This is a genomic window from Flectobacillus roseus (assembly GCF_030056595.1).
GTDB lineage: Bacteria > Bacteroidota > Bacteroidia > Cytophagales > Spirosomataceae > Flectobacillus > Flectobacillus roseus.
In genome coordinates this window covers 21,520-36,127 of record NZ_JASHIF010000033.1, presented here as the reverse complement: position 1 = coordinate 36,127, position 14,608 = coordinate 21,520, and the positions used below count along the sequence as shown (strand labels likewise).

The window sequence follows — 14,608 nt, the reverse complement described above, 5'->3', positions numbered from 1 at the left end:
AAATGCTTTATGCATAGAAACCTCCTGTTTGTTTGTGTTTGTCGTGATTCACAAAGTAAACAAGGAGGTTTCGTTTTTAGAAGTTCTCCCGAAAAATTCGGGATGACTCATGTTTAATTTTCCTATGCTATTTTTTACTCCGCGCTAGACGCAATCATTGCGTCTCTACCACTAGAATAAAATTTTTATAATAATCACTCATTCACTCAATTTGGCATAACTCATGTTTGATAACTAGTCTATCGTAAATCTACCAAGAACTACTTTCAATCTCTTTGGAAGTATTTCCTTCTTTTACAGCTATCTCAAAACTATCTACTAAGCTAGTGGCTGTAGTAAAAAAGCTATAAAAAGTATTTCCCCAATAGACATATTTACTACCTTTGGCATTTACAGGAATTTCGTCGCTTACTTTGGAATGCGCCCAAGTATTAAAAACGCCATCTGAAGAAATATTTTTAGGGTATTGATATTCCGTCAATGTGACTAAAATCCTCGCTTTCCCATCTTTTACATCAATTTTGATGGCATGCCAACCTCTGCAATTATTATGCAAATTTTCAAATACTCCTCTGGCAACCACTAATCCTTGAGATTTGTCAGCGTTGATTATTTTGATATTTTCCTCAATGTAATGGTAGGCAAAGAAGTTCAATGCTCGATTATAGATGTCTTCTTTGCTAAGAAAAGGGGCTTCGATTACCCGTTGAATAGTTACATTTTTTTTATCGTCGAGTATCCATTTTCCTTTAATACTAAAGAGTTTTTCATCGACGTTTTGACTTAGAACTGCAAATTTGGAACAAATGAGAAGTGCGGAAACTAGAAGAGTTTTTTTCATAGGTTTTTATATTTGATTTTATAAATTAATTAGATGAGCACATTTATTTTTTTGCAAATAAAGACAATATTCTTCAATAACGTAATGCATTTTAATAATATTGCACAAAGACCGAGTAAAATTATGGGCCGATTTTTATCCATGCTAAGTGATAAAGGAGAACTTTTAAAGTTTCCCTTCGTAAAATCATAAAAACTTTATCGCTTTGATTTTACAACCTAAAGTCTGTAGCGGAATCATTCATTCACCTATTCCTACCATGAAGTACTTTTATCAGTTACGACTTTCTTAAGTGTTCGTTCAAAATTTCCTAACAAATCCAACGATTTCAGAACTGCGGCAAGAAAAGCCTGTTCTTGCGACCTCTTTTTAAATTTATCTTGATTGATAGGGTACTCCGTTGCTATTGGAAGAAACTCTGTTTTTGAAAAGTAGTCAGGTCTAAAATAGTAGGGTTTCTCAAATGAAGTCAAGGTAAAAGACACCTTCACCTTATCACTTCTGGATTCAACGGCAATGGTGTGCCAAACGCTCATCGTTGAGAAAATTAATTGATAGTTTGCATTAACAATAAATTTTCCTTTGGTACTATCAGCATGCAAGATTTTAAAGTTTGAAGCAGCATAATTTTTGGATACCAAGTCCATAACGACTTCGTAAATATCTGATTTGGTTGCATTGGGTGGTAAATTGAACACTTTGGAAATTACAGGATTCTGATTTTCATCAACCATCCAATAATCACGAGACTTAGCATAATCAAGTTCTTGACTTTGTGCTTTGAATGCAATGAAAGAAGTCAAAATGAAGAGAATTTGTAGAAAATAGGTACGTTTCATAGGTATGTATTTAGGTTTGTGTAAATATTAAATATAGAACGTTTAAAACAAGTTTTATTTTAGCCTTTAACAAATTTTTAACAAAAACATGAATCATCCTGAATTTTAGAGTTGGTATTATCCCCCAAGTTTTCATCAAAAAAGCGGTCAGAAAATATTTTCCAACCGCTTTTTGATTTTATGATACTAGATTTTCTTTAAGATGCAATCATTGAGTCTCTACCGTAAGAATACAAATTTTAATCTGATCACTCAAGCTAAAATTAATTATGATTAACCTATCTCCAAATTACAAATTATAGGTTACAGTCATCAAAAAGTTTCTTGGTGCGCCCGGAAACGCTCTTAAATAATCATACCCTCCTACCCAGTGGGTCTTGTTTGTGAGGTTGTTCAAATTCAACTGAAGTCTCACTTTTTTTAGATTATAATAAATTCCAGCATTCCATAATTGATAGGCTGGAAAAACCTGTGGTTGAGATCCAGCGTCAAAAATAGACCCATAGCGGTCTGCCACATAATTAGTCCCCAGACCCAAGCCCAAACCAGATAAACTTCCTTTGTGAATGGTATATTTTGTCCACAAATTTCCTTGATGTCTTGGCGCATTTGGCTTTTGTCGACCAATATCTGATTCAGTTGTACTGCTTGTAATTTTCGCATCATTAAAGGCATAATTTGCCGTAATTGTCCAATAAGGAGCGATGTAGCCTACCACATCGAGTTCGACACCCTTCGAAATTTCCTCCCCCATTTGAATCATTTTATCTGGATTCCCTGCCTCTCCAGCGTTATATAATTGCCCTTTAACCAATAGATGATAAATAGCCGTTGAAACAACTAATCGCTTATCAAGCCACTCTGATTTTGCTCCAACCTCAAAAAGACGGCTAATCAATGGATCAAAAGGGCCGCCAGCCAGCGGATTACTAATCACCGAAGCAGTTTGCGGCTGATAACCATTCACATAAGTCCCGTACAAGTTAATATGTTGATTGGCACTATATACTAATCCTAATCTTGGTAAAAATGCTTGCTGAGTTACTTCTTTGGCACTAGTGGTATTATAACCAACCACATCGGTAAAATAATCCTGACGTAAACCTAACAAGGCCTGAAATTTCCCCATTTGAATCTGGTCTTGCAAATAAACCCCTTGCGTTCTTAAAAATTCAGGATCGTAGTTTACAACCGTATAAAAATACTTTGACATATCTCTAAAGACATAAGGATTGCTCGCAGTCAAGTCAAAATGAGGGACATTCGGCACAGGATTACCACTGGCATCCAATAAATACCTAGTAGATTGAGCAGGGTTATAGGTATTGATGGCGCCAGTGTTGGCAGCATTTCTGTAGCCCCTAGCTTGTAGTTGTGAACCTCCTGGCATTAGTTCTTGTTGGGCATAATCGTATCCCAATAAAAGTTTATGTTTCAAGCGACCTGTTTCCAACTCATAATTAAAATAGCCTGTAAAGTTATCAGCGTTATAAGTTCTTTTTCGGATAAATACCTGCATTTCAACTTGAGAGGGAATCACAGCACCTTTACCGTCTTTGGCATAGGTATTCGCCGAACGATGTTCAAGCAAATCTTCGCTGTAATTGCTATGCATATATGAAGCGTTGAATACTAATTTATCCGTAATTTTCTGAGAAAAACCAAGGGTAAAATTGTAAGTTTCCTCTTTCAAATAATCGTTTACACTATTCAATGAAGTCTTAATCGAAGTTGAATATAAATCGCCGTTGCCTAAGGCTGATTGTCCTCTGTCAAGTCTTCCCTCAGAGGTTTGAATGACTAAATCAGCATTGATTCGGGTATTTTTACTTGGCAAAAAAGATAAACTTGGAGCAATAATCAGGTTTTTGTCATAATGCATATTCCTAAAAGAACCTGAATTTTCATAGCCTAAATTAATTCGATATAGCACCGTTTTGTCTTGTATCAAGGGTCCTGTAAAATCCGCTAGGGCTCTTAAGGTATTAAAACTCCCAAAGGTGGTAGAGATAGATTGAGCTTTTTCATCCAATGGCTTTTTGGTAACTCTATTGATCGTACCACCAGCGGAGGCGTTTCCAAACAAGGCCGAGGCAGGCCCTTTAATTACCTCTACCTTTTCTATATGAGGTATTAGTTGTTGTTTCCAAAAACTCGTAAAGGCTCTTTGACCATTGACCAAAATCGAAGAGTTTTGACCGCCTTGAATTCTATGTCCGCGTACGGTTAAATCATTATAAAACGAAAATTGCGTCACTCCGCTCATATTTTTTACAACATCATTTAAACGAAAAGCCGCCTGATCTAGAATCAGTTCTTTGGTGACATAACTAATACTTTGCGGAACATCCTTCAAGGCCGTTGCTGTTTTGGTACCGACAAAGGAAACCGAGTTTTTATATTCTGTTTCCTTGCGACCTACCACTTCTATCGTTTGTAATTGTGCCGAAGTTTCTGTGAGTTCGATATCTAAGTTGGGATTTTGATTTTCTATAACAACATCCTTAAACAGTGGTTCAAAACCCACGAAGGTAAATTTAAGCGTATAGCGTCCTTCTGAGATTCCATCAATTTGAAACCTCCCTCCTGTATCTGTTGATGTTCCTTTCTTGGTATTGAGAATAGAAACTGATACACCTATAATTGATTCGTTTTGTAAGTTATGAACAAATCCCGCTATTTTTTGTGAGAATGCATGCTGTGAAAGTAATAGAAAAATGAGTAGTAAAGTGTAATGATTTTTCATTTTTATTAAGTCTAATTATAAATAACAGCTCAAATTTGGCTAAAATAAAAATGAATAGCAATATTATTTAGAATTAATCTAAATAATATTGCTAGTGTTCTATTAAATCTAGGATGTAGACAAAAAAACCTCAAATGACGATAGAAAACGCCATCTGAGGTTTTAAATGGAAATTAAAATATAGTTGAAAGAGATTTATTTTAAGTTTTCAATGGCTTTATTGAGAAATCACATTCCTAATTAGTTAGATGAACCAGCCTTTTTTTGTTTTACCCAATAAAACAACGGAGGAATTAAAATTGGGGTAAAAATAAGCGTACTGATGAGTCCACCAATAATTACTGTTGCCAATGGTCGTTGTACATCTGAGCCAATTCCCGTGGATACTGCCGCAGGAATTAGACCCAAGATGGCTAAAACAAGGATGGAAAGTATGGCTCTCAATTGCTCTTTTGCTACGTCATTAATCGTATCTTGACTTACCTCTAGGGCGTGTATGGCTCGGTTGAGCGCTGAGACTAATATGACTCCTGCCATCACCGAGATACCAAAAATTGACACAAAACCCACCCCTCCCGATACATTAAAGTAATAGCCTCGCAATAACAGCGCTGAAATACCACCTGCTAAGGCAAACAAAATACATGACATCGTCAATAAGGCATCTTGTAAATTGTGATACAACATAAACAATAATCCAAATACCAACACAATCGTCAGTGGAATCGTAAAGGCTAATTGTTTCCCCGCACGCTCAAGGTTTTCGTATTGACCACCATATATTACCTCATATCCTTTTGGTACGTTTACTCCTTTTTCGATTTTATCTTTTAATTCCTTTACAAAACCACCTTGGTCACGTCCACGGATGTTGGTTCTAACCGTAATCATTCGTTTGTTGTTATAGCGGTAAATATTGGTCTGACCTGCTACAAATCGAATATCGGCCAACTCACTCATAGGAATCAAAGCCCCCGACGATGAACTCACCAACAACTTCTTGATTTCGTCGATATTATTGCGGTATTGAGGAAGATAACGTACCAAAATATCATATCGTTTGGTACCATCATATAAAACCGAAACGTATTTTCCGCCGATTGCAGCCTCAATCATATTTTGGACGTCAGATACATTAATGCCATAACGGGCTGTTTGCTCTCGATTGATATTGATGGCTAGTTGCTCTTGTGAGCCCTCTTGCTCAATATTTACGCCTTTGCTACCTTTCATGTTTTTGACAATCTCAGCAATTTGCTCTGACTTTCCTCGCATCAAAGATAAATCATCTCCAACAACAGATACTGCCAAATCGGCTGCTGAACCTGTCACGATTTCCATTACTTGATCAATGATTGGCTGACCAGAAGTGAATTTTACACTTGGCAAAGCTCTTTCCAAATCGGCTGTCACCAACTGAACCAATTCTTTTTTAGAAACCGTATCCGTCCAAAGTTTGTAATCTTTTAAGCCTACCAAAATCTCATTTCTGTTGGCTGGGAATGGATCGGTACCATCATCATTGCGACCCGTTTGGGTGATCACAAAGGAGATTTGAGGATATTTAGCAATAATCGAACGAATCGTTGGCGCATATTTGGCATTTTCTTGAATGGTAATTCCCGCAGGGAAATTGCCTCTTAAGAAAATAGAACCTTCATCCAATTCTGGCAAAAACTCAGAGCCTAGAAAACCACCCAAACCAATCAAGGCAATAACAACTATAAAGCCAGCAATCACAGTTTGCTTATAAAAACGTCCAATACCATGAAGGAGTTTTGCATATACTTTATCAAAAAAGGTCAATACAAAATTGTGATGTTCTTTGATTTCATGATTTTCATTAATGACTTTCTGGAAAATAAAGGAAGTCAACACCGGAATCACTGTCAAAGCAAACACCATTGAACCAATTACGGCAAACGATAGCGTCAACGCCATTGGGCTAAACAGTTTCCCTTCCACACGGGTCATCATCAAAATCGGCATATAAGCAAAAATGATGATACTTACTGAGAAAAATATCTCCTTTGAAACCTCATTCGCCGACTGGATGGTCAAAGCGATAATACCTTTTTTCTTCTCTTCATGACTTGCCTTTTGGTAATTCCGTATGAGGTGTTCTACCATCACCACAGCCCCATCCACAATAATCCCAAAGTCGATTGCTCCTAATGATAAGAGGTTGGCAGGAATACCAGTCAATCGCATAATGATAAATGCAAACAACAAAGAAAATGGAATCGTAACTGCTACCACCAAGGCACTTCTGAAATTACCAAGGAAGAAAATCAAAATAACAATTACAATACTGATTCCTTCAAAGAGTGTTTTACCTACTGTATGCAATGAGCTATCAATCAAGAAACTACGGTCATACAAAGGACGAATTTTGACACCTGCGGGTAATTCTTTTTCTTGTAATTCGGTCAATTTTTCTCGTAAATCCTTCAAAGACTCACTAGGGTTTTCGTAGCGACGCAACAAAATAATACCCTCTACCCCACTATTTACTGCTACTTTTTCCGCTGGAATATTATACCCTAAAATACCACTTGGTGGTGGCGGAGCAATCTCTACCGAAGCTACATCTCTGATATAAATAGGCACGCCATTTTCAGACTTCAAAACAATATTTTCAATGTCCTTTTCGGTCTTGATAGTACCAAGTCCACGTACAGCAAAACCTTGCCCCCCACGCTCGAGGATATTACCTCCTGAGTTTTGATTATTTTTTGAAACCGCCTCCTCAATATCAGAAATACTGAGTTTGTACTTACGAAGGTTATCAGGGTTGGTCAAAATATGAAACTGCTTGAGAGGTCCACCAAACGTTACTACGTCAGCAACACCTTTAGTTTGTAACAAATAAGGCTTAATGACCCAATCTTGTAAATCTCTCAATTGTGTGGGCGAATAGGTGGCAGGCGCTTCAACCACATATCTAAAAATCTCTCCTACTGCTGTTGAAAGTGGCGCCAATTCTGGTTGAACGCCATCAGGCAAGCCAACCGTAGCTAAGCGCTCCATTACCTGCTGGCGAGCAAAGTAATCATCTGTTCCGTCTTGGAAGGTCAATTGTACTACCGACAAACCAAAAATTGTACGACTACGGCGGTCTAATACGTTTGGCGTATTCTGCAAAGCACGCTCGATTGGTACGGTTACTTGTTGCTCAACTTCTTCAGTTGCTCGACCTTCGTATTTGGCTACGATAATTACATTGGTATCGGCAATATCTGGATATGCTTCAATCTTGAGTTGAGTAAAACACCAATAGCCGACAAGCATCACCAAAATACCAATACCAGTTACTACCCAGCGGTTATTTAATGAAAATATGATTAACTTTTTTACCATCTTGGAATATAGAATTTCGGAAGTTTATCCAATTGAATTACTTAATTTGACATTTTGAAGCTACACTACTTCAACTTTTGATTTTACAATCAATCCTCCTTTATAAATTTCTCTTAAAGAAGTTAGCGCCTCCTCTACTTTCTCATCCTCATCTACAAAAGAAATCATCAGAGGTGGATGGTCGAATGACAACAAATCATGCGGTTTCTTGAGAACATGGTTTTTCCCAAAACCCATCCAACCTTCAAATACAGTAGCGCCTGCCACATTATGCCCTATGAGATGTTTAAGAATAACATCATACACATATTTTGAACCTAGGAGGTCGTCTTTATCGATAAAAATCTGTACCTGTGTCATAGTATTGCACCTTTAAGAATGATGGAAGCGATTGAGAAATATATGACTAAACCTGTGACATCAACCAGTGTTGCGACAAATGGTGCCGACGAAGTGGCTGGGTCAAGTTTAAGTTTTTTCAAGAACATAGGAATCAATGAGCCTGTCAATGTTCCCCAAAGCACAATACCAATCAGCGAGAAAAAGATAGTCCAGCCTACCAAAATCCAATGCTGACCGTAATCAAAAATGCCCATATTTTGCCACAATGCGATTCGAATAAAACCGATAGTGCCAAGCACTAAGCCAAGGGTCAAACCAGAAAGTAGTTCGCGGCGAGCTACATACCACCAATCTTTCAAGCTGATTTCTTTTAAAGCCATTGCTCTGATAATCAAAGTCGCGGCTTGAGAGCCACTATTGCCCCCGCTCGAAATAATGAGCGGAACAAAAAGCGCTAAAACCACAGCTTTGGCAATCTCTGTTTCAAAATGCCCCATCGCCGAAGCGGTAAGCATTTCTCCCAAAAACAATACAATCAACCAACCAGCTCTTTTTTTAATCAAATCCCAAAAAGGTGTTCGTACATACGGATAATCCAACTCTTCCAAACCACCTATTTTCTGAATATCCTTGGTATTTTCACGTTCGGCTACGTCCAAAATATCATCAATCGTAACCACTCCCATCAGTACATTTTGTTCGTTTACGACAGGTAATGTCACTCTGTCGTATTCCTTAAACATACTTACTGCACTTTCTTGGTTTTCATGAATAGTCAAACTTGGACAAAAGTGGTCTAAAAGTTCCCCTATCCGTTGGTCTGGCTCATTGAATACCAATCGGCGGATTGGTACATCATCTATCAGTTTATTCTTTTCATCTACCACAAAAATCACATCAGCGGTTTCGTTATCCGTATAATTTTGACGGATATAATCGATAGCTTCCGAAACACTTTTGTTTTGCTGAATAGTTACGGCATTGGTATTCATAATGCGCGCAACGCTGTCTTTGGGGTACCCTAACAAATTATGTGTTAGCTCCTTTTGACTTTGATTGAGCAAATTGATATAGCGCGTTTGTTCCCAATCTTTCAACGATGACAAAAACATCATTCTATCATCAGAATTGAGTTTGCTTAGAAGATGACTTGCTTTATTGCTCGAAAAATTTTCTAACAAATCTTGTTGTAAAACAGTATCGAGATAGGCAAAAACATTGACTTGACTTTCCTCATCAAATGCTAAATATGCCTTCAGTGCATTTTCAAAAGGTAGAGTTTCAAACAACTGCGCTACTTTTGATGGATGCACATAATTTTTATGACCTCTCTTAAACAACAAGTCTGAAAAGTCATTTTTCAAGATTTTTTCTCTAAAAGTCATACGTGGTGCTGAGGAGAAAAATCAAATTATACCTTTTATAAAACCCCGTTCTACAAGCTTTTAACTGAATAATTCAAGCTAAAAGCCTTCTTTAGTATCCAAATGACAATCCCTTTAACTGAATGGCACCTGTATTTACTACTTGCTCATTGTTTTGCAAACCACTAAAAATGATTACACGGTCGCCAATTTGTTGACCTGTATGCACTTCTCTACGTTCGAAGCTTTTGTTGTCTTTTTTCACAAAAACAAAGTTTTTACCTTGAACTGTAATCAACGCATTTTTGTCGACACTGATAAAATTGCCCTCGCTAATCCCAAACGAAACTAAGGCAAACATTCCTGAGCGGAATTTAGCTTGTTTGTTATTAATCAAGATTCGTACTTTGGTCATGTGGCTGGTATTATCCATTACATCTGCAATACCGTTAACGATACCCACATGATTTTCTTCAGGATACGCTGTAAATCTAATCTGGCATTTTGCACCCTTATGAATCTTGAGAATCTGGTTTTCAGAAACATCTGCTATTATCCAACCATTTCCTACTGGCGAATCTATCAGTGTTTCTGGGTCAAAACCTGCTACTTTCAGATTGGTACTATGCTCAATAATCAAACTGCGTTCAGCGATCAAATCCGCTTCGGCACTGGCTTTTTCTGATTGCGCGATTGACTTTTCACTTTCTGCCAACAACTTATCGGTACGAGCATCCGAAACATCCTTACCTGTTGCCGAACCATGCGCTTTCAAGTCTTCGAAACGCTCAATTTCAATTTGTTTTTGTTTGATAATAGCGTCTTTCTGAGCAATAACCGATTGCTTTTGTAATACCACTGCTTTGCGTTGGGCAATTGCAGACTGGTGATTCAAGAGTTCGGTATAATCTGATGTTAAATCAGGATTGCTAAACAACACTACTTTGTCTGCTACTACTGTTGCCACTACTTGCGCAGGCGCTGTTAAGTCGGCCGATATAAGCGAACTTGCTACTGTTTCTGTTTTGAAAAACGCTGCACTTTGTTTGTCTGGAATTGAGATGGTAACACCATCCTTTGATACCGATGGCGACTGAATATTGTTGTTGGTATTTTTGGTTTCCTTTTTGCAGCTCCAAAGTGAAAGCGAAACGAGCGATACTATGATAAATAAGATTCTTTTCATTACTGTGCCAATTTGTTGATTAAACCTGTAACACTTAATAGCTGAATTTGGCTTTGGTGATATTTATGCAAAAGATTGGTATACTGTTGCTGCGTTTCAAGCCAACTTCTTTGCGCTTCCAAAAAGTCGATAATGGTGGTACCTCCAACCGAATAAGAATAGCGAACATTTTTCAAGATTTGATCTGCTTGCTCAGTAATCAAAGCATAACTCTTTAGGTTATTTTGATTCGTCTCACGTTGCAAACTAGCATTTTGAACTTCAGTTCGGATGGTATTCTGTACGGCTTCAATTTGTGTAAGCGCTTGTTCTCTTTGCACTTTTGCCTTTTTGATTTCGCCTTGATTTCTGTCAAAAAATGGCAATTCTACCGTAGCATAAATCCCGAAATAGGGCAATGTATTTTGTGGGTTATAAATAAACCCTGCCTCTGTTCTCGGAAAAGCCAAGGATTGTTGCAATTTGATATTCGACTCCATAGCACCTTTTCTTGTCTGGTAATATTGTAGGTCGGTTCTACTAGCATAAGCATCTGCCAACAAGGAATCCACTTTCAGAAAGCTATCCACTCCAAGGTCTGCACTGATCGAAATAGACACATTTTCTTTGGCACCAATCATCAATTGCAGTTCATTCAATTGCTGTCTTAACTCCTGATTCAGTTCAGATATTTGAATTTTATACTGCTTGGCAATCAATTGAGTACGATACAGCTCAGTTTCTGTAATAATTTGTTTTTTGAAACGATAGCTATTAATCGTTACCAAAGTATCTATATTATTGACAGCCGTTTTTAATAAATCGATTTGTTTTCTGGTATTCCAAGCCTCGACCCATTTAAAAGCCACATCTGTATAAAGTCCTCGTTGAAACTCAGCATATTCTTTTTCTGCTAATTTGACATTTTGGTTAGCATAGTCGATGCGGTTTTTACGTTGTCCGCTCAACTGAAACTCTTTGGTCAATTGCCACCAAGTTTGCATACTTTCACCTGTGAGCAACTTTGGGTTGTTCGTCAGTTGTGAAGGCGTCAATGCCTGTAAAGACTGATTATTTAGGATGGGATTGGGACGTAATTTGGCCGAGACAATATCGGCTTTGGATACATCAACCCCTAAAGCTCCCACTTTCATGTAGGGGTTTTGTTCGGTAGCAGTTTTGAGGGCTTGTGTTAGGCTAATCACATTTTGCGCGTAACCTTTGCCAACTACCAACGATAGTAAAAGGACTATTTTTATTCTCTTCATCATTGCATTGAGGGTCATCATATAGCGACACAAAACTATATTTTCCCTACAAGAAAGACTGTTAGAGCACTAATAGAAAAAAATTAGAAAATTATTAGAAAAGTACGATAAAATAGAAGATTTAAAAGGTATACCATCAAAAGGTGTAGATGAAATCAATGGCTATATGGTAGATGAACAAGAAATGTTGTTCCCTGAGTTTTTATGGACTTTACCTGAATGGTTCCTCCGTGCAGTTCTACAATGCGTTTGGTGAGTGATAAACCTATGCCATTTCCATCGGCATGGCTTTTGTTTTCTCCTCTAAAAAAGGGAGTAAAAAGTCTTTCTTGATCTTTTTCAGAAATCCCTATTCCATGATCTTCAAAAGAAACCAAAATACCATTTTTGTCAAAAAAGATAGCTACCAACATTTGTTTTTCGGGGGAAAACTTACAACCATTTTCCATCAAATTCACAAAAGCTGTCTTAAGAAGATATTCGTTGGCATTGACCGAAATTTGCTCATCATCTTCAAAATCCTCCTCAAAATGAATATCAATCTTATAGTCTGGGTTTGATTTTTGAATCAACAAACAAGCATCCAATATCAGCTCATCGATTCTAACAAGACGAAACGATATTTCGGAAGGGTCATAACTGGCTTTGGCAAAATCGAGGAGGCTATTAGACAAACGTACCATTTTTCGGGCGTCGTTGAGCGCATTATGAATAGCCAATTTATACTCAGTATTTGTGCGTTCCTTTTCGCTAGTTATTTCCAATTCGGCGACAATGGCTGCTAGCGGAGTACGTAGCTCATGTGAGATATTAGAGACGAAGCTTTTTTGTGCATCAAATGAATTTTCCAAACGATTCAACATCTGATTGAAAGTTTCTGCCAACTCTGTCAGTTCATCCTTATCTGGCGTAGTCACCAAACGAAGATCCAGATTTGTACCCGAAATTTGTTTGGCTTTATCGGTCATTTCTCTGATAGGGTCAAGCACATGAAGCGCAAAGAAATAAGCGATGATGTAAATCATGATCATAGAAAGGACAAAAAATGCAATAGTACTTTCAAAAAGTGTTTGCAATTTATTGTACCCAAACTGGTCAAAAGCGGCTGCGGTAACCAAGTATTTATTCCCCTCGTAATTGTATTTGATGCCGATAATATCCCAATTATTTTTTTGTAAACGCACTTGTCCATTGCTAAAAACCGTGTGCATCATTTCCTTGGTCTCCTTCACAAAATCAAGTTCTGAGGCATCGTGATAGACCAAATGAAAAGTAGAATCATATATCGCCACCTCAACTTCACTAATCGTTTGGCGGTTATTTTTATAAATCCGTTGGAGGGTTTTAGCACTTACTTGGGCATCAAAAAAGAGATTTGCTTTAGTGACAGCTTCCTTTTTGAGTCTGGTAAAAAACTGGACTTCTCTATCTCTTTTGGCAGAAAGGTATATCAAGCTCGCAAAAGCGAACAAAATGATGACTGACAAAAAGATAAACAAAAGGCTAATTTTGGTCCGAATTTTCATAGGTCTGATTTAAGGATAAAGCCCATTCCTGATTTAGTATGAATCAATTTTCTCTCAAAACCTTTATCAATTTTTTTTCTAAGATAATTGATATAAACATCGATAAAATTTGTTCCAGTGTCAAAATGAGTATCCCAAACTTTCTCAGCAATTTCGGTTCTGGAAAGCACTCTTTCTGGATTTTGCAGCAAATATTCTAGCAACTTAAATTCTTTCGGCGTTAGGTTTATGTCTATTTCACCCCTTTTCACGGTTTTATTCTGAAGATTCAGTTCTAGGTCGTCGTATTTGAGAAGATTACTGAAAGTCTGTGGTGTTTTGCTTTGGCGTTTGAGAAGCACCCGAATACGCGCCATCAGTTCTCTTATTTCGAAAGGCTTTACTAAATAATCATCAGCGCCCGCATCAAAACCTTCGAGTTTGTCGTCGGTTGTACCCAAGGCAGTGAGCATGATAATAGGAATTTCGAGGTTTGCCTCTCGTAAATGCTTACACAATTCGAGACCATCCATTTTGGGCAAAATAATATCAGTAATAATCAACTCATAAGGGTGCTGAAGGGCTAATTTTTTCCCCATAACACCGTCGTACGCTACTGTAGCCGAAAAACCTTGCTCCTCCAAACCTCGCTTGATTAGCTCCGAAACTCTTAAATCGTCTTCAATTACTAGAATATCCATCATGTTTAATGCCTTTTATTTGACTACGAAAGTAAGGAGAAACGCTTGAATACCCTTTGGATTAATTAATTTTTTGGATAAACAAGCGATTTTTACCCTAAGTTATAAGTTAATAGTTTATCAGTTATTAGATTACACTCAGCATCAGAAAGGGATTTTCAAAGGGTAACACAGAGATATTATTTATTTAATCTTTCCCACTATTTCAGTAATCGTGCAAAATAAGATTTAGCTGATTGATTACTGGAAAAAATTGAATTTCCTAGTTCAAGACTTAGTCTTGGACTTACTTTTTTAAACAGTTTAAAACTGTTTTTATAAAATTCACTGATGATACCCAAACCCCTGAAGATCTCTTACTCGATTTGTCCAGTAATCAGAAGACTTAATTTATTTTGATTATAAAATATTGACAATCATTAGCCTACTCTCACTATTTACAACTATAGTGTATGAAGGTTTTGTATTGTCTTTAAA

Annotated in this window: 10 protein-coding genes; all 10 read right to left on the bottom strand. The window is 37.3% G+C overall.

Going from position 1 to position 14,608, the window contains the following annotated elements; all coding sequences use genetic code 11:
• Positions 1–250: 250 nt before the first annotated feature.
• The 10 genes from QM524_RS25340 to QM524_RS25295 all read right to left on the bottom strand — a co-directional run bounded on the left by QM524_RS25340 (position 251) and on the right by QM524_RS25295 (position 14,131).
• Positions 251–841, bottom strand: a complete 591-nt coding sequence (locus tag QM524_RS25340; protein WP_283346810.1) for a DUF4468 domain-containing protein — start codon at positions 839–841, stop codon at positions 251–253.
• A gap of 254 nt (positions 842–1,095) precedes the next feature.
• Positions 1,096–1,680, bottom strand: a complete 585-nt coding sequence (locus tag QM524_RS25335) for a DUF4468 domain-containing protein (RefSeq protein ID WP_283346809.1) — start codon at positions 1,678–1,680, stop codon at positions 1,096–1,098.
• A gap of 289 nt (positions 1,681–1,969) precedes the next feature.
• Entirely contained in the window at positions 1,970–4,426 is a 2,457-nt protein-coding gene (locus tag QM524_RS25330) for a TonB-dependent receptor (RefSeq protein WP_283346808.1), read from the bottom strand.
• A 240-nt stretch (positions 4,427–4,666) separates the two neighbouring features.
• Positions 4,667–7,786, bottom strand: a complete 3,120-nt coding sequence (locus tag QM524_RS25325) for an efflux RND transporter permease subunit (RefSeq protein ID WP_283346807.1) — start codon at positions 7,784–7,786, stop codon at positions 4,667–4,669.
• A 60-nt stretch (positions 7,787–7,846) separates the two neighbouring features.
• Complete coding sequence (locus QM524_RS25320; protein WP_283346806.1) at positions 7,847–8,146, bottom strand: DUF190 domain-containing protein; 300 nt, start codon at positions 8,144–8,146, stop codon at positions 7,847–7,849.
• The gene (mgtE, locus tag QM524_RS25315) at positions 8,143–9,513 is read right to left on the bottom strand and encodes a magnesium transporter (RefSeq protein ID WP_283346805.1); all 1,371 of its coding nucleotides are present in this window, start codon (positions 9,511–9,513) and stop codon (positions 8,143–8,145) included. The genes QM524_RS25320 and mgtE overlap by 4 nt, the downstream gene beginning before the upstream one ends.
• A 91-nt stretch (positions 9,514–9,604) precedes the next feature.
• Positions 9,605–10,678, bottom strand: a complete 1,074-nt coding sequence (locus QM524_RS25310; RefSeq protein WP_166577885.1) for an efflux RND transporter periplasmic adaptor subunit — start codon at positions 10,676–10,678, stop codon at positions 9,605–9,607.
• Positions 10,678–11,928 (bottom strand): TolC family protein, encoded by a 1,251-nt coding sequence (locus tag QM524_RS25305; protein WP_283346804.1) that lies wholly within the window; start codon positions 11,926–11,928, stop codon positions 10,678–10,680. Before QM524_RS25305 ends, QM524_RS25310 begins: the two co-directional genes overlap by 1 nt.
• 152 nt (positions 11,929–12,080) lie before the next feature.
• Positions 12,081–13,451, bottom strand: a complete 1,371-nt coding sequence (locus QM524_RS25300) for a HAMP domain-containing sensor histidine kinase (RefSeq protein WP_283346803.1) — start codon at positions 13,449–13,451, stop codon at positions 12,081–12,083.
• A complete protein-coding gene (locus QM524_RS25295) occupies positions 13,448–14,131 on the bottom strand; it encodes a response regulator transcription factor (RefSeq protein WP_283346811.1) in 684 nt (227 codons plus the stop codon). Before QM524_RS25295 ends, QM524_RS25300 begins: the two co-directional genes overlap by 4 nt.
• Positions 14,132–14,608 lie beyond the last annotated feature (477 nt).